The 16,449-nt window shown below is 59.2% G+C and carries 15 protein-coding genes and 1 pseudogene; 4 read left to right on the top strand and 12 right to left on the bottom strand.

All coding sequences use genetic code 11. The features are described from left to right. Nucleotide 1: 1 nt before the first annotated feature. The 6 genes from BLJAPNOD_RS32060 to BLJAPNOD_RS32035 form a co-directional block, all read right to left on the bottom strand. Nucleotides 2–874, bottom strand: coding sequence for an ABC transporter permease (locus BLJAPNOD_RS32060; protein WP_115422803.1), 873 nt, complete (start codon nt 872–874; stop codon nt 2–4). A gap of 7 nt (nt 875–881) precedes the next feature. After that, nucleotides 882–1,847, bottom strand: coding sequence for an ABC transporter permease (locus BLJAPNOD_RS32055; RefSeq protein ID WP_115422802.1), 966 nt, complete (start codon nt 1,845–1,847; stop codon nt 882–884). A gap of 75 nt (nt 1,848–1,922) precedes the next feature. Further along, entirely contained in the window at nt 1,923–3,491 is a 1,569-nt protein-coding gene (locus BLJAPNOD_RS32050; protein ID WP_115422801.1) for an ABC transporter substrate-binding protein, read from the bottom strand. Nucleotides 3,492–3,537: 46 nt separating this feature from the next. Continuing rightward, a complete protein-coding gene (locus BLJAPNOD_RS32045) occupies nt 3,538–3,936 on the bottom strand; it encodes a VOC family protein (RefSeq protein WP_115422800.1) in 399 nt (132 codons plus the stop codon). Next, the gene (locus BLJAPNOD_RS32040) at nt 3,933–5,309 is read right to left on the bottom strand and encodes an amidohydrolase family protein (protein WP_244611182.1); all 1,377 of its coding nucleotides are present in this window, start codon (nt 5,307–5,309) and stop codon (nt 3,933–3,935) included. Before BLJAPNOD_RS32040 ends, BLJAPNOD_RS32045 begins: the two co-directional genes overlap by 4 nt. Beyond that, nucleotides 5,309–5,968 (bottom strand): aspartate/glutamate racemase family protein, encoded by a 660-nt coding sequence (locus BLJAPNOD_RS32035; protein WP_115422798.1) that lies wholly within the window; start codon nt 5,966–5,968, stop codon nt 5,309–5,311. Before BLJAPNOD_RS32035 ends, BLJAPNOD_RS32040 begins: the two co-directional genes overlap by 1 nt. A gap of 173 nt (nt 5,969–6,141) precedes the next feature. On the opposite strand from BLJAPNOD_RS32035, the gene BLJAPNOD_RS32030 reads away from it, so the two are divergent. After that, nucleotides 6,142–6,849, top strand: coding sequence for a GntR family transcriptional regulator (locus tag BLJAPNOD_RS32030; RefSeq protein WP_256372359.1), 708 nt, complete (start codon nt 6,142–6,144; stop codon nt 6,847–6,849). 496 nt (nt 6,850–7,345) lie between these two features. Here the strand turns inward: BLJAPNOD_RS32030 and hydA are convergent, their stop codons facing one another. The 5 genes from hydA to BLJAPNOD_RS32005 all read right to left on the bottom strand — a co-directional run bounded on the left by hydA (nt 7,346) and on the right by BLJAPNOD_RS32005 (nt 12,348). Next, on the bottom strand, nt 7,346–8,746 hold the full coding sequence (gene hydA / locus BLJAPNOD_RS32025; protein WP_115422796.1) for a dihydropyrimidinase: 1,401 nt from the start codon (nt 8,744–8,746) through the stop codon (nt 7,346–7,348). Nucleotides 8,747–8,763: 17 nt separating this feature from the next. Continuing rightward, entirely contained in the window at nt 8,764–10,044 is a 1,281-nt protein-coding gene (locus tag BLJAPNOD_RS32020; RefSeq protein WP_115422795.1) for a cysteine desulfurase-like protein, read from the bottom strand. A 26-nt stretch (nt 10,045–10,070) separates the two neighbouring features. Beyond that, entirely contained in the window at nt 10,071–10,808 is a 738-nt protein-coding gene (locus tag BLJAPNOD_RS32015) for an amino acid ABC transporter ATP-binding protein (protein ID WP_115422794.1), read from the bottom strand. Beyond that, complete coding sequence (locus BLJAPNOD_RS32010; RefSeq protein ID WP_115422793.1) at nt 10,805–11,479, bottom strand: amino acid ABC transporter permease; 675 nt, start codon at nt 11,477–11,479, stop codon at nt 10,805–10,807. The genes BLJAPNOD_RS32015 and BLJAPNOD_RS32010 overlap by 4 nt, the downstream gene beginning before the upstream one ends. Nucleotides 11,480–11,547: 68 nt before the next feature. Beyond that, nucleotides 11,548–12,348, bottom strand: a complete 801-nt coding sequence (locus tag BLJAPNOD_RS32005; RefSeq protein WP_115422792.1) for an ABC transporter substrate-binding protein — start codon at nt 12,346–12,348, stop codon at nt 11,548–11,550. A 186-nt stretch (nt 12,349–12,534) separates the two neighbouring features. On the opposite strand from BLJAPNOD_RS32005, the gene BLJAPNOD_RS32000 reads away from it, so the two are divergent. Both BLJAPNOD_RS32000 and BLJAPNOD_RS31995 read left to right on the top strand, forming a co-directional pair. Next, the gene (locus BLJAPNOD_RS32000) at nt 12,535–13,224 is read left to right on the top strand and encodes an FCD domain-containing protein (RefSeq protein ID WP_077505518.1); all 690 of its coding nucleotides are present in this window, start codon (nt 12,535–12,537) and stop codon (nt 13,222–13,224) included. Between the two features lie 83 nt (nt 13,225–13,307). Next, nucleotides 13,308–13,863: pseudogene (locus BLJAPNOD_RS31995) on the top strand (IS6 family transposase); the annotation flags it as partial. Between the two features lie 224 nt (nt 13,864–14,087). Here the strand turns inward: BLJAPNOD_RS31995 and BLJAPNOD_RS31990 are convergent. Next, nucleotides 14,088–15,128, bottom strand: coding sequence for a LacI family DNA-binding transcriptional regulator (locus BLJAPNOD_RS31990; RefSeq protein WP_115422791.1), 1,041 nt, complete (start codon nt 15,126–15,128; stop codon nt 14,088–14,090). Nucleotides 15,129–15,372: 244 nt separating this feature from the next. Here BLJAPNOD_RS31990 and ugpC point away from each other — a divergent pair, with 244 nt between their 5' ends. Beyond that, nucleotides 15,373–16,449, top strand: coding sequence for a sn-glycerol-3-phosphate ABC transporter ATP-binding protein UgpC (ugpC, locus tag BLJAPNOD_RS31985; RefSeq protein ID WP_115422790.1), 1,077 nt, complete (start codon nt 15,373–15,375; stop codon nt 16,447–16,449).

Raw genomic sequence — 16,449 nt, 5'->3', positions numbered from 1 at the left:
CTTAACGCAGCCGCGGATTGAGTTCGTCGCGCAGGAAATCGCCGAACAGGTTTATGCCGAACACAAGGAACATGATGAACAGGCCCGGAAAGGCCGAGGTCCACCAGATCCCGGAAAAGAGAACATCGAAACCTTCCTTGACCAGAAGACCGAGCGACGGCTCGGTGATTGGCACACCGACGCCAAGGAAGCTCAGTGATGCTTCGATCAGGATAAAGCTGCCAACTTGAATGGTCGAAACGACGATCAGCGGTGTCAGGACGTTCGGCAGCACATGGCGTCGGATGATCTGGGCATCGCTGAGGCCAGCGACGCGTGCCGCCTGAATATATTCTTTCTGGATTTCGCCCAGCGTCGAGCCGCGCACGGTGCGTGCATAGACGACCCAACCGACTGCAGTGAGTGCAATCAGGATCATGCCGATGCCATTTCCGAACGCCGACATCAGGAACAGCGCAATCAGCATCGAGGGAAAGGAGAGCTGGATATCGGCGATCCGCATGATGACGGCATCCAGCGTGCCGCCATAGTAGCCGGAAATCAGGCCGAGGGTCGTGCCGATCACGCACGAACAGATCATCGCCGCAAGCCCGATAAAAGCGGAGATGCGCGCGCCGTAGATGATCGAGGCGAGCACATCGCGGCCCTGGCCGTCGGTGCCGAGCAGGTAACGCGGATCGCCACCCTCCAGCCAGACCGGGGGTTTGAAGCTGTCCATCAGTTCGAGCTGCGACACGTCGTAGGGATCCTGCCAGACGAGAAACGGTCCGATGATGGCGAGGAACGCGAAGACGAGAACAAGCACGCTGCCGAGCACGGCAGGGATGTTGCGACGGTAGTTATAGACGAACTCGGAGGAAAGCAGGCGGTTCATCTGGTCCTCACTTGACCGTTATACGAGGGTCGATCAGCGTGTAGACGATATCGACGAGGAAATTGATCACGACAAAGATGAAGGCGGTCAGCATCAGGTAGACGACGATGACGGGCCGGTCGCCGCGATAGATGGAATCGATCAGCAGTTTCCCGGTCCCGGGCCAGGCGAAGATCGTCTCGGTGATGGTCGCAAAGGCGATGAGATCACCGAGTTGCAGGCCGAAGATGGTGACGACTGGGATCAGAGCGTTCTTCAGGCCGTGCGCAAAGAGGATATGTCGGCGCGAGGCGCCCTTCGCGCGGGCGAACTTGATGTAGTCCTGCCGCATCACCTCCATCATGCCGGCGCGGGTGATGCGCAGGATGATGGCGAGCGTGGCAAGCGCCAGCGTGACTGCCGGCAGGATCATGTGCGACCAGCCGTCCGCCGTGAAAATCGACAGGCGCAGCCCCAGCACTTCGATCGTTTCGCCACGCCCTGACGAGGGCAGGAACTGGAAGCGAACGGAGAAGAAGAAGATCAGCATCATGCCGACCCAGAACCCCGGCAGCGAAATGCCGAAGAGCGACGCGGCCATGATGCTGCGGGAAGCGGCGCGGTTCGGGTTGGCGCCGGCGTAAACGCCGAGCGGAATGGCAATGACAGTGGCGATCCCCATGGCAACGAGCACCATCTCCATGGTCGCGGGCAAGCGTTCGAGGATGAGATCCATGGCCGGTTGGCGGAAGACATAGGACCGCCCGAAATCGCCCTGCAACAGGTTGGACAGGAAAATCCAGTATTGGCTAAAGAGCGATTGGTCCAGGCCCAGCAGGCGGCGCGCCTGCTCGATCTCGTCAGCGGTGGAATCGATGGGAATGACCATGAACACCGGATCCCCGGTGAAGCTCATCATCAGGAAGACGATGACGGACACCACAAAGAGGACCAGCACCATCTGGAGGAGCCGCTTTATCATATAGCCGAGCAAGGTCGAGGATCCGTCAGGTTCGTGACTGGAAGAATGGGTGCCGCGTCAACCCGGCACCCTTGCGGATTTGCGGTACTATTCTTTCACGTCGATATCGTAGGCCCACAGGAACTTGTCGGCCCGCGGGGTGATATCGACGTTGGTCTTGGCCGCGTAGAGGTCCTGTTCGTAGTGGATCGGGATCATCGGAATATCCGCCATCAGGATCTTGGTCACGTCCTGCAGATACTTGTCACGCTCATCGAGCTTGGCGGTAGCGTCTGCCTTGTCGATGAGAGCATCCACTTCCGGATTGGAGTAGCTGCCGCGATTGACCTGGCCGTAGCCTTCCTTCTTGTCGCGTGTGTAGAACATGACGCTGTACATCGAGCCGCCGTCGCCCGATGGCACGTCCCAGCCGCTCATGATGAGGCTCGACTTGTCGCTCGGAACCCGGATGTATCCGAAGAAGTTCGATTTCGGCATCAGGTTGAGCTTCAGATTGATCTTGATCTTGCCGAGCATGCTGGCCAACGCCTGTACGATCTGCTGATCGTTGACGTAGCGGTTGTTGGTGGCATCGAGCGTTACGGTGAAGCCGTCTGCATAGCCGGCTTCCGCCATCAGCGCCGTCGCCTTTTCCACATCGAACGGATACATGTCGCGGAAGCTTGCCCCGTCCAGATAGCCGGTATGGGAGGCCGGCACATACTGCTCCGACTGCGTGGAAAGCCCGTTCATGATGATCTTGTTGATGGCGCCGACATCAATGGCGCGAACCATCGCTTCGCGTACCCGGTGATCGACCATCGGATTCTCGTCGAGGTCGATCGTCGGGCTCTTTTCGCGCTGGTCGATCGACAGCACCACATTGAGCAGGCTCGGCTGGGAGAGAACCTTGTAGCGGTCATCGGCCTTTACGCGGTCGACGTCGCGTACGTTGAGATCCTGGATGACATCGACTTCGCCCGTCAGGAGCGCGGCCGTGCGGGTTGCGCCGTTGGTAATCGGTCGGAAGGTGACGGAGTCGAGCTTGGCGGGTCCGGCATAGTAGTCCTTGTTGGACTCCAGCGCGATGTGATCTTCCTTGACCCATTCAACGAGCTTGTAGGGTCCCGTGCCGATCGGCTTCAAGTCGGCTGTCTCGTCGCCGGCTTCCTTGACGTACTTCTCGTTAAGAATGAGTACGGCGGCAAGGTCGTTAGGCAAAACCGCATAGGGGCGGGGTGTCTTGATCTCGACCGTGTATTCATCGATCGCGTTGAACGAGGAGATGTTGGCGCCGAGATTGGCCATCAGCGACTTTTTCAGACGATCCAGGGTGAATACCACGTCGGAGGCCTTGAATTCCTGGCCGTTGTGGAATTTCACGCCCTTGCGCAGCTTGAAGACCCAGGTCGTGTCGTCCGTAAGCTCCCAGCTTTCGGCAAGACCCGGACCGAACGAGAGATCCGCGTTGCGGCGGACGAGCGGGTCATAGATGTGATAGAAAAGGATGTTGCTCGACAGTTCCTCGCCTGCCTGAGGATCGAGGTTCACCGCGTCGGAGGTGAGCCCGACCGTCAACGACTTGGCGTCGACCAGACCGCTCAAGGCGGTGGAGGATAGAAGGAGCGCGCCTGCGAACAGGGTGCCCTTAGTGGCTATCATGCGTAGATTCATCATCGTGTTCCCCTTTTTTTGGTTTGGTGATGAGAAGCGTGCGGAGCGGTTATCGAAGTACGGACTGGACCTCGATCTGGTAACCTTCCGTATCGTCAAGGACGAAGGCGCGAATACCGAGCGACGTGCTGTCGCGCGGTTCCGTCAGGCCAGAAACTTGGTGGCCGGTGAGATAGGCGTGCCACTTGTCAACAGTGGGCACGCGGATGCACAGCTGCACCGGCTTCACCGGATGGGCCCGGTGCATGCCGCGCGTTTCGTCCACGAGCCCGACATAGGCGTTTTCGGCAATCCGCAAAATCTTCGACCAGCCCTGGTCGATCTCCAGCGGGAAGCCCATGACCTCGGTATAAAAGGCAAAGGCCCTCGGCAGGTCCTTGTAGTAAAGAAAGGTTATGGCCTTTTCGACTTGTCCGCTATCGGGGCGGGCGGCATCTGCAGTGTTCATTGGTCCGTTTCTCCCGTAAACCAGCTGCTGGGACCGCGCTCGGCATAACGCCCGTCCCCCGGTCGATTGAGGACGCGCGTGCCGTCGTAAGCAAGTCGTCCGGCAAGAAAGGTTCCGGCGACTCGGCCGGCGAACCGGCGGCCGTCATAGGGGCTCCACCGCAGTCCGTCCTCGGCTTTTCCAGCATCCCAGACGACATCGGCCTCCTCGAAGATGGTAAGGTCTGCATCGGCGCCGGCAACGATCGCGCCCTTGCGCGGCGAAAGACCGAAGAACCGGGCAGGCCGCTCGCAGAGCTGCTCGACCGTCAGCCGGATCGCGTCTGCACCCTTCGCCTTGGCAACGGTGTAGAAGGCTGGCAGGAGCGTTTCCATCCCGGGAACGCCAGCTCCCGCATCAAAGATGGTGTCGGTGAACTTGTTGTCGATCGGCCAGCTTGAGTGGTCGGAGCTGACGAAGGCGACACGGCCAGACAGGACCTCGCTCCATAGCGCATCTTTCATTCCTGGCCGGATTGGTGGATTGACCTTCATGCGTGCGCCGAGTTCCGCGCCGTCGCGCTCCGGGTCGAACCAGAAATAATGCACGCAGGTTTCGCCAGTGGCCCGGAAACCGTCACGGCGATAGTTTTCGACCAGCCGGAACCCACGTGGCAGGCTAATATGCACGATATGGGCATGGGCGCCCGTCGTGGCTGCAAGCTCGAGGAAATGTGCCGTCGATGCAAGTTCGGCAGCGGGCGGCCTGCTCTGGGAATGAACCGCTATACCGTCTTGACCACCACCACGCGCACGCCCGATCCGGGACCGGACAATCTCCTGGTCTTCGTTGTGGAGGCCAACCGGCAAGTCTGTAGTCGCAAGAGCGTCCAGGAGATCGAGCGTGAGCCCGGCGTCGATGCGCGGGAACCGTGTTGGGCTGCTTTCGAATGCGGAGATCTTGAAAGCGACCACGCCACTGTCCGCGAGCGCCTTGATGTCATCGATCGGCTGGCTTGGCATAACGGTGGCGTATAGAGCGACATCTGTATGAGCGTACCTACCTATCGCCTCGACTTTGGCCGCCAGATGTGCTGGCGTGCTCAAGGGCTCTGGATTGTCATATGGCATGTCGACGATCGTCGTGACGCCGCCGGCAATTGCAGAGCGGGTGGTCGGCTCGATGCCCGACAGACCTAGATAACTGCCTGCATGGGTTTGCCCATCGACCACCCCGGGCATCACATAGCTTTGGCCTGCATCATGGATTTGGGCAGCGTCAGGCGCTTGGCCAGTGCCGACAGCCTCGATGCGGCCATCGCTGACGGCAACCCATCCGTTCTCGATGATACCTTCCGGCGTAACGATACGGCCGCGGACGATAAGGTCCAGCACTATCGGGCCCTCCCGATATAACGGAGATCTGCATGGGTGCAGGCAAGCGCGACGCCCGCCTGGACCGGATCGATCACCGGCAGGCCGAGACTGTCCTGCAACGCCCCGCGGTACGAGCCAAGACCGGCACAGCCGAGAATGATGACGTCGGCGCCATCCTTGTCGCGCAGTTGCCGAGCGATCGAGGATACGCGCTCGACGACATCGGTTGCGACGAGCTCGACGATCGTCATGTCGATGGAGCGGTCTCCGGCAAGGCGCGCATCCAGCTTGAGTTTTTCAAGATAACGGAGATGCCTCGTGACCGAAGACGGGCCAAGGGAAACGATCCCGAAGCGATTTCCCAGGCCAAGAGCGGCGAGGTAAGCTGCCTCCGCAATCCCGGTTACGGGCACATGACCTGCAGCACGCACCACATCTATGCCCGGATCGGAGAAACAGCTTACGACGATCGCATCAGCTGTCGCATCGCGCACAGCTTCAACGAGATGCGGAATGACTTCAGCAACATGCGCGTCGGTTTCGATGCCCGGCGGAGACTTGGAAAGCTCGATACAGCGTATGGCGTGACACTGGCCGAAGAACGGTTCGAGGCAGGCCTCCATGGACCGCGTGACTGCTGCCGAACTGTTCGGATTGATAACGAGAATGTCGCTCACGCGGCCTCCAAGGGCCGAAAAATGATCGGCCGGTTTAATATTTCACGTAGTATACTACAAAATATTCCATGTCAAAGACCGATGTGATTGATTGTTTGCCGAACATCGACCACAACAGAAAATCAACGGGCGCCGCAGGAATGCGTTGCCGCAGAACCGCATAGGAAACGAATGTGCAGGTAACATTGGCAGATACCGACGGTGCGACCGGCAAAACCCGCAAGCAGTCTCTGACGGAGACGGCCTACGCATCCGTGCGCGAACAGATCCTCATGGGTGTACTGCGGCCAGGAGCAGAGTTTTCCGAACTCGAGTTGGCCGAGCGACTGGCGATGAGCAAGACGCCGGTGCGGGAAGCGCTGGGCAGGATGGCGGCGGAGGGGTTGATCGAAGCCTTTCCTCGCCGCGGTTACCGGGTCACGCCTGTCACAGTGAAAGACATCAACGACCTTTTTGCCATCAGGGCAATGGCCGAGGGAACTGCGGCTGCCATGGCTGCGCTCAATCTCGGTGCCGACGATCTTGATCATCTCGATATGCTCGCAAACGCACGCTACGAGCCGTCGGAGGGGCCGACCATCCATTCTTTCGTTAAAACGAACGGGCAATTCCACATGGCCATCGCGCGGGGCTCAACCAATCCAAGGCTCGTTGCGATGATATCGACGCTTCTAGACGAATGCGCGCGGCTTTTCTACCTGGGGGCTCGCAGCCGGGACGTGAACCCTGAAACGAACGACGATCATCGGCACATTGTTGGCGTGCTGCGCCTGAGAGACAGCGAGAAAGCGCGCGCGGCGATGGTCGAGCATAGCGAGCACACCCGCCAGGGCGTGCTCAAGGCGCTGATCTCAAGTGACGTCAGCAATCTTAGCATCTGAAGCCTTACAGCGGAGCAAGCGAAAGTTCTCAGGCCGAAGCTCTGACGGCGGCTCGAGCTGCATCGAACAGCGACAAGTGGGCATTGTCGATCTCAATGCTCACCGTCATTGATGCCGAACCTGTTGTCCGCCGGTATACTGACTTTAGAACTGCACGCAGAATTGATGGTGCCGCCAAGTAACCTCAGGTAACAGCCATTCCACAGCAGCGCACCAGCCTGCGTCGCTCTTTAACGGCATCTGCCGATAACCGTAACCTGACAGATCACGCAGGCAATCGCCAATTCGTTTGTGGGCCGGAATGTTTATCTTGGGATCTCAGATGAATTGGGCGGTGAGCAGGGTCTCGTAAAGTTCGCGTGGAGTGCACGGCTGATTGATGCGGCCCTATTTCCTCAATCCGGTCTGCCAAGGTTGTTTCCTATACCTGATTGGGGATGACGTAGATGATGATGGCGCCGACCGCACGGTGAAACTTGGCGATTTCGAGCCGCATCTAGAACGATGTCGAACGGGTTCGTGCCAGATAATTGCCCAAGCCCTTGGTGGCGACTAACGCATCTCCATCGGTCACTGTCTTTCCCCGCACGATCACCCGCACCGGCCAGCCTGTCACCTCAAGCCCTTCATACGGCGTGTAGTCGGCGCCGTGATGCAAGATATCATTGCTGATGACGACGGATTTCATCGGATCCCAGAGCGCGATGTCAGCATCGGACCCGATGGCGATCGTGCCCTTGCGCGGATAGAGGCCATAAAGCTTGGCATGGTTGGTGGAGGACAAGGCGACGAATCGGTTGAGGTCTATGCGGCCCTTGCCTACGCCTTCCGAGAATAGGATCGGCAGCCGTGTTTCGACGCCCGGAATGCCATTCGGTATCCAACGGAAGTTCCGCTTGCCCTTTTCGTTGAGCTTGCCCTGGTCATCGTCGTAGCGAAAGGGGCAATGGTCGGAGGAGAACAGGTCGAATGTACCGTTCTGCAGGCCCTCCCAGCAGGCAATCTGGCTTTTCTCGTCACGCGGCGGCGGCGAGCAGACGAATTTCGCGCCTTCCAATTCCGTAGCGTCGAGATCGTTGGCGGTGAGCATCAAGTATTGCGGGCAAGTTTCGCCGGCCACCTTGCCGCCTCGTGCCCTTGCTCGCGCAATTTCCTCCATCGCCTCTCGGTTCGAGACATGAACGATGACGATCGACGTATCTACGATCTCCGCCAACGAAAGAGCCCGATGCGTGGCTTCGCGCTCGGCAGCAACCGGGCGGCTTGTCGCATGATACTTTGGAGCAAGCTCGCCATTTGCTTCGTGACGTCCGATCAGAAAACGGATCGCGTCCTCGTTTTCGCAGTGAACCATGACCAGCGCGCCGGACGTCCTGGCGCTGTCGAGCGTCGAAAGGATTTCATCGTCGCGCAGGCGCAGGTTCTCATAGGTCATGAAAACTTTGATCGACGTGTATCCATCCGCCACAAGAGCAGGCAGTTCCTGCCCGAGCACATGGCCTGTCGGGTCTGTCACGATGATGTGGAAGCTGATATCGACAAAACATTCGCCTTCCGCTTTGGCGTGGTAGGCCTTGAGTGCTTCCCGCAGTGTCGAACCTTTTTCCTGCAGGCAGAATGGCATGACCGTTGTATTGCCGCCAAAGGCTGCGGAGAGCGTGCCGCTGGCGAAATCATCGGCCATGACGATTCCATCGCCAGACGGTTGGGCCAAGTGCACATGACTGTCGATGCCGCCCGGCATCACATAAAGGCCGCTGGCGTCGATGATTTCCAGGGCATCATCAAGGGTATCGGCCATTGCCGTGATGCGGCCATTGCGAATACCGACATCGCAACGGAATGTATCGCTGGCGGTGACGACGGTGCCGTTACGGATGATCGTGTCGAAGGACATGTTGGCTCTTCCGGTTATCAGGCGGCGGTTGCAGGGCCGGCGGGCGATCCGAGGATCATATCCAGCGCCTTCGTCATCCGGTCGATTTCCTCGATCGTGTTGTAGTGGACCATCGAAACCCGAACCATTCCGTTGTTTTGAGTAAGATCGAGATACTCCGCCAACCGCCGGGAGTGAAAGTCACCGAACCGGATCGCGATCCGGTGATCGTCCATCGCCTTGCAGATTTCCGCCGAATCCCGGCCATCGACGACAAAGCTAATCGTTGGGATGCGAGTACCGTCCCTGTTGGCGCTGTGGCCGATAATACGGCAGTCGTTGCGACCACGCAGATAGGTCAGCAGCCTGTCGACAAGTGCGTTTTCCTGCGCCGTGATCGCGCCATAAGCCGCGACGATTTTTTCGCGGGTGGAACCGAATTCGCCGGCCATTTCACCGATTTCGATCAGGTAGTCGACAATGCCGCAGGTGGCATAGGCAAGCTCGTAGTTCGGGTTGCCGGGTTCCAGTTTGCCCGGCACTTTGTCCTTGCCGTAAAAGTAATGATAGAGCGTATCCAGCTCCAGCAGGTGGTCGTATTTCCCGTACATCAGCGCATAGTGCGGGCCATAGGTCTTGTAGAGGCTGAAGACGTAATAATCGACATCCAAAGCCTGGACGTCGACCGCGCGATGCGGCGCATAGGCGACAGCATCGACACAGATGCGCGCGCCCCTTGCATGCACGAAATCGGCGATCTCGCGCACCGGATTGATCGAGCCGAGAATATTGGAGACATGGGTGACGCACACGAGCTTGGTGCGGGTCGACATCAGCGGTTCGAGATCGGCAAGGTCGAGCGTGTACGTGTCCTTGTTGAGCGGCCAGGTCTTGATAACTATGCCTGCGTCGCGCAGCCGGTCCCACGGGCCGATATTGGATTCGTGATCGGCGATGGTGATGACGATTTCGTCGCCAGGCTCAAGCTGGCTCGTCATGGCACGGGCGAGATTCTGCAAGAGCGCCGTCGTCGAGTTGCCGAAGACGATTTCTTCCGGTCTTGAGGCGTGTACTAGATGCATGGCCGCGGTGCGCGCCTCGTAGAGTGCCTTTGCCGCCGCCTGCGAAACCTCGTAGCTCCCTCCGATCTGGACGTTCTTGTCATAGAGGAAGGTATTAATCCGATCGACTGCCCGCTTCAGGATCTGCGACCCGCCGGCATTGTCGAAAAATGTCCAGCCATGGGACAGGCCGGGAAACTGGCTGCGGACGAAATCGAGGTGCAGTTCGCCTTTTGCGGATGTATTTCGGTTCGGCATGTGGTCCTCCAGACCCAATGTTGCTTTCAGTGATCGAGAACTGAGCGCAGGAAGCTACGCGTCCGTTCTTCCTTGGGATTGTCAAAGATTTTTGAGGGCGTGTTCTGCTCGATGATGCGGCCGCCGTCCATGAAGATGACGCGATCGGCCACCTGACGGGCAAAGCCCATTTCGTGGGTGACGACGACCATCGTAACGCCAGTGCCGGCGAGCGATTTCATCACGTCCAGCACTTCGCCGACCATCTCAGGATCGAGCGACGAGGTCGGCTCGTCGAAAAGCATGACCTTGGGTTCCATCGCCAATGCGCGGGCGATCGCGACGCGCTGTTGCTGGCCGCCGGAAAGCTTGCCGGGGTACTTTTCCGCCTGCTCCGCGATGCCGACACGGGCGAGCAATTCTCGGGCCTTGCGCTCGGCTTCAGCCGGCTTCGTGCCGCGCACCCGCATCGGCGCCAGCATGACGTTTTTCAGCACCGTCAGATGCGGAAACAGATTGAACGATTGGAAAACCATACCGACTTCGGCGCGCACCTTTGCCAGCGCCTTGCCCGGGCCTACGACAACGCCATCCACGACGATACTGCTCTCGTCGGAAAAACTCTCCAGTCGGTTGATACAGCGGATCAGAGTCGATTTGCCAGATCCGGACGGGCCAATCACGCACACAACTTCGCCTTCTGCAATATCGAGATCAATGCCGTGCAGGACGGTGAAGATGCCATATGCTTTTTTGAGGTTGCTGATTTTGATGAGGGGGGTCATGGGCGTTTGTCCTTGCCGAAGTGTTTTTCCAGCCGCGCGACGATGGCGACCAGCGGCCAGAGCAAGGCGACATAAATCAGCGCTGCGCCGATCAGTGGCGTGGGGTTAGCAGCCAATGCCTGCGCCTGGGTTGCCTGTTTAAGGAGGTCAGGCATGGCGACCACGGAGGCTAGGGCCGTATCTTTCAGGACGTTGATGCAATTGTTGGTCAGCGGTGGAATGACGATCCTGATAGCTTGCGGCAGGATCACATCGACCATCATATGCCGGCTGGAGAGGCCGAGCGCCTGAGAGGCTTCGAACTGCCCGTGGGGGATCGCTTCAATGCCTGCGCGAAAGATCTCTGCGGTATAGGCGGAGGAGACGAGTGTCAGCGCCACGACCGCAGAAACGAAGGGCGAGAAGCGGATGCCTACGAAGGGCAGGGCGTAGTAGACAATTATCAGGAGCACCAGAAGCGGGATCGAGCGGAAGATGTCGATGTAAATCTTGGAGAGAAAGGGAACTGGGCCTGGCCCATAAAGCCGGGCCAGGGCCAGGAACAAGCCGCCGGCGAGACCGGCAATAATGCTGGTGACGCCAATCTCCAACGTGACGAGCAATCCCGACAGCAGAAGCGGGAACGTGTCGATCAGGATGGGAATATTGAAGAAGGTATTGAGTAGGTTCATGGGGCCACCGGCTGTCGCTATGGAATTGATGGCGGCGCTGCAATGCCGCCATCACGAGGAGGCGCGGCTTACTTGGCGGCCGGCATGTCCATGACCATGACAGTCGAGGTGGTCTCCTCGGCTTTTGCGCCGAACCAGGTTTCGTGCAGTTTGGCGACGAATCCTTCCTTCTTCAAAGTCGAGATAACGTCGTTGACCTCCTTGGCCAACGGGTCGCCCTTGTTGAACATGACCGAATATTTCTCGCCAGTGGGGATGCGTTCGGCCACCTTCAGGTCGGGTTTGTCCTTGACGTAGTAGAGCAGTGCCGGGATATCGCTGATGTAACCGTCGACGCGACCGGCAACTAGGTCCAACATGGCGGGAGAGAGGCCTTCGAACTTGCGGATTTCGCCGAACTTGTATTGCGCGGTGTTGTTGGTCGCCCACATGTCGCCCGTCGAACCGGTGTCGACGCCGACAACCTTGCCTTCCATGCCCGAAAGGCCGGTGATGCCGCTGGCCGCGGTCACCGTCAAGGACTGGTCGCTGTCGTAGTAGGGCTGCGCGAAGGTCACGGATTCCAGCCGCTTGTCGGTAATGGTGATGGACGACACGGCCATATTGATGCGACCCGATTGGACGGCGGAGAATAGGCCGTTGAACGGAACGTTGACGAACTCGACCGACTTGCCAAGTCGCTTGCCGACCTCGTTAATCAGATCGATTTCGAAACCGACGGTCTCGCCTGATGCATTCTGGAATTCCCATGGAACGTTGCCGATATTGGCGCCGACGGTGAGGTCGGCGGCATTGCCGGAGGTGGCGAATGCTGCAGCGGCAAGCAGGGCGGACAAGGCAGTAGAGGTAATGAGTGTAAGCGCTTTCATGAGGTTCCCCTTGATTTTTTTAAAGTGAAACGGTTACGCTTGGTCTAACTGGTCAGACCAGTAAGACCAAGGAAGCATGCCTGTTTGGCAATTGCAAGAGATGGTGTCGATAAAATAGACTTGGCGCGAAATCAGCCCTTCACGGTATGGAAGGGCCGTATCGCAGGGGCAGATGGAAAACACGCAATGCTGAACAAGACTCTTGTCCCACAATCCGTCGCCCGCGAAATCCAGAGCATGATTCAGGCCGGCAGCCTCAAGCCGGGGCAGAAAATCCCATCGCAGCGTGAATTCTCGCAGAAGTTTGGAATCAGTCGCGCATCACTGCGGGAAGCCCTGCTTACACTTGAGACTCTCGGCTTGCTGAAGACGGAGGCGGGACGGGGAACGTTCGTTTCTGGTGGCCCGTCCTCTGCCTCCAATCACATGGGGCCTTGGCGCTACTCCGGCAGTTATTCGGTCTTCGACGTGTTCCAGACCCGGATAATGCTCGAGGGGCAGATGGCTAGTCTTGCAGCAGGGCGGCTGATGGCCAATCAACTGGACCAGATGGAAAGCATGACACGGCAGATGGAAGAGAGTTGGGCACAGCAGGATCTCTTGGCCAACGTCGACGCTGACCTGGAATTTCATGCCATAATCGCGTCCGCATGCAGCAATGCAATGCTGCGCGCGCTCTATCAGACAGTGCGCGAGCAACTGACAGCGACCCAGCGTCAGCCAATTCCGATCACCGATCCCGCGCGCATGGGCGAATCCATTGCGGAGCATCGCCGCATCATCGCGGCCCTGCGGGCTAACGACCCGGCTGCCGCACGGCTGGAGATGGAAACGCACATACGAAATACCGCGCGGTGCGCGGGGCTGGAGCCGTAGGAGATTGAAAGGCCCCCGTTACGTAGACACGTCTCAAGTTTTCTGCAGCTTTAAGATTTCGGCGGGCGACAGCATCTTGTTAAGAAAGGATCCGGTGATGGGGCCGCAAGTTCGGTCGGCCTACGCAAAGCAGTTGGAAGAAAGGAGCCGTCACGAAAGGACAGCTGGCATCTTGATGAACTGGTCGTAGCGATTGGCGGACGAAAACACTGGCTTTGGCGAGCCGTCGATATCGCGACGGATATGTTCTCGACGAAATCGTCCAAACCCGTCGCCATACGAAGGCTGCCAAGCGATGCTGGTCAGGTTGCTGAAGAAGCAAGGCCTCACGCCGAAGCGGATCGTCACTGACAAACTTCGCTCATATGGAGCCGCAAAGCGGGATCTTACGCTTACCGTCGAACACAGATCGCACAAAGGGCTGAACAAGCGGGCGGAGAATTCCCACCTGCCACAGCGGAGACGAGAACGGGTGATGCAAGGCTTTCGATCCGCCGGCGGATTGCAACGATTCATCGCAGTCTTTTCGGCAATCAGAAACCACTTCCGTCCAACCAGAAACACACCGCCCTCGCCACCCACATCCATCGTATCCGCGCAATGGCCCAGTGGAAGGCCGTAACCGGCGCAGTTGCCTGAGTTCAATGGCAAACCCTTTGCCCGGCTTCAGTCAAGCAACGTGACATCACCCTTCCATTGCTGCCGAACGCTCGGCCAAGGACAGGCGCGTCGTCACGTTCGACGGGCTGTGCCAGGCCTTGCTGTCTTCATCGTTTTGAGAGACGGATCGGCGAATTCGCAGATCCGGCGTTCCCAAGAGATGCGGATCGCTGGCTTTAATTCCGACACCGCTTGTCTCTTCCTCAACTGCTCCGGCGATGCTGCAGCGTGAAGCGGGTGTCGATCGTCAATTGCCTCTCGGGCTTTTCGCCGTTGAGGTGATCTTCGATCAGCCGCGCGGCTTCGCGGCCGATTAGGTCGCCTGAGGGGCGGATGGTAGTGAGCGGCGGGTTGCAGGCGGCGCTGAAGCTAAGGTCGCCGAAGCCAACGACGGCGAGCCGCTCGGGCACGGCGACCTCCAGGCGATTGCAAGCGAAGAGAGCGCCGAGCGCAATATGATCGTTAGAGCAGGCGATGCCGTCGGCATAGGGATAAAGCCTAAGCGCTTCGGAAAGCAGCATGGCGCCGATCTCGGCGGAAGCGGTGTCGGGATGTTCCACGACGTGAGCCGTGGCGCCGCCGGTGCGCGCGGCTTGCAGGAAGCCGTCGCAGCGTTGCTTGGCGCGACGGTCTTGGTGCATGCGCGCGCCAAGGAAGACCAGGTTGCGGCGGCCTTGCTGGATGAGGTGCGCGGCAGCGGCGATGCCGACCTGGTCGTGATGGAAGCCGATGGCGGAATCGATCTGCGGTCCGCCCAGTTCCCAGATCTCTATGACGGGAATGGTGACGTTGGCAAGCAGGCGGCGGGTTGCCGCGCTGTGGGAAAGTCCGGTCAGCACGATGGCAGCCGGTGCCCAGGAGAGCGCCATGCGCACCAGTTCCTCCTCCTCGTGTTCGTCATACTCCGTATGGCCGAGGATGAGCTGCAGGCGCTGCTTCTTCAGCGCCGCCTGCATGGTGGAGACCGTTTCGGCGAAGAAGGCGTTGCGGACGGACGGCACGAGAATGCTGACGGCGCGGGAGGAGGCGGCAGCCAGCCCGCCGGCCATGAGGTTCGGCACGTAGTTGAGCTTATCTATCGCCCGGCTGACCGCTTGGCTTGCGGCTGCGGAAACCGCCTCCGGCTTGCGCAGGAAGAGCGAAACCGTCGAGGGCGAGACATTGGCGAGTTCGGCCACGTCGGTCATCGTCACCGACTGCATTTTGCGGCGATTGCGCGGCGGCTTTCGAACGGTCTCTTCCATGGCTATCTCCGTAGCGCTATTATCGTACTTATAGCACGTTTTTTGAGTTGCATCAATGAAAAAACAATAAGGTTCACCGCGTAATACCATGAAACTGCTTTGCTTTTGTGCTTGTTTCAGGTTTTTTCCGTTTTTGTGTGCGAGGAAGAAATAAGACCGCTGACCTATCTTGCATCATATGAATCGTAGCGCTATTATTGATCATCACATCGGGAAAGCCCCGTTGCGCGCTTGGGAGAGAGGAATGGCTTCTGTCAGCCTGCGAAAGCTAGAAAAGAGTTACGGTGCGCTCAGCATCGTCAAGGGTATCGACCTGGAGATCGGCGACGGGGAGTTTGTCGTCTTCGTCGGGCCGTCAGGGTGCGGCAAGTCGACGACGCTTCGCATGGTTGCCGGCCTTGAAAGCATCAGCGGCGGAGAGATCCGCATCGGCGAGACGCTGGTCAACCGCCTGCCGCCGCGCGAGCGCGACATCGCCATGGTGTTCCAGGACTATGCGCTGTATCCGCACAAGACGGTGCGGGAGAACATGGGCTTCAGCCTGAAGGTGCGCGGCATTCCGGCGCGCGATTCTGAGGCGCGCATCAACGAGGCCGCAGAAATGCTCGGCATTGGCCATCTGCTGGAGCGTCGTCCCGGCCAGCTTTCCGGCGGCCAGCGTCAGCGCGTCGCAATGGGCCGCGCCATCGTTCGCCGCCCGAAGGTCTTCCTCTTCGATGAGCCGCTCTCCAACCTCGACGCCAAGCTGCGCGGCCAGGTGCGCACCGAGATCAAGCGCCTGCACCAGCAGATCGGCACGACGATCATCTATGTCACGCACGACCAGGTCGAGGCCATGACGCTCGCCGACCGCATCGTCATCCTGAAGGGCGGCGATATCGAGCAGGTCGGCACGCCGGACGAGGTCTACAACCGGCCGCAGAGCATTTTTGTCGGTGGCTTCGTCGGCTCGCCGGCGATGAATTTCGCCAAGGCGAAGGTCGAGGCAGACTGTCTCGTCTTTTCCAATGGAAACCGGCTGGCGCTGTCAGCCGTGCGGCCGGGCCGCGAGCAGGGGCTCCACGGATACGAGGTCGTCGTCGGCATCCGACCGGAGCATTTTGGCCCGGTCGTTGATCCCGCGGTCACGCTGTCGGCGCGCGTGCAGGTGGTCGAGCCGCTCGGCTCGGACACGCTGGTGCACTTCGATGTCGGTGGCGACATGCTGACCGCCCGCATGCCGCCGGAGGCGCGGCCTGAGAGCGGCTCCGAGTTCCGGATCGGTGTCGATCCCACGAAAATTCATCTTTTCGATGCCGCGAGCGAACGCGTCATCAACTGA

It is taken from the genome of Ensifer sp. M14, from assembly GCF_003355565.1.
GTDB lineage: Bacteria > Pseudomonadota > Alphaproteobacteria > Rhizobiales > Rhizobiaceae > Ensifer.
The sequence above is the reverse complement of the archived record's forward strand: the minus strand, read 5'-3'. Positions and strand labels throughout refer to the sequence as shown.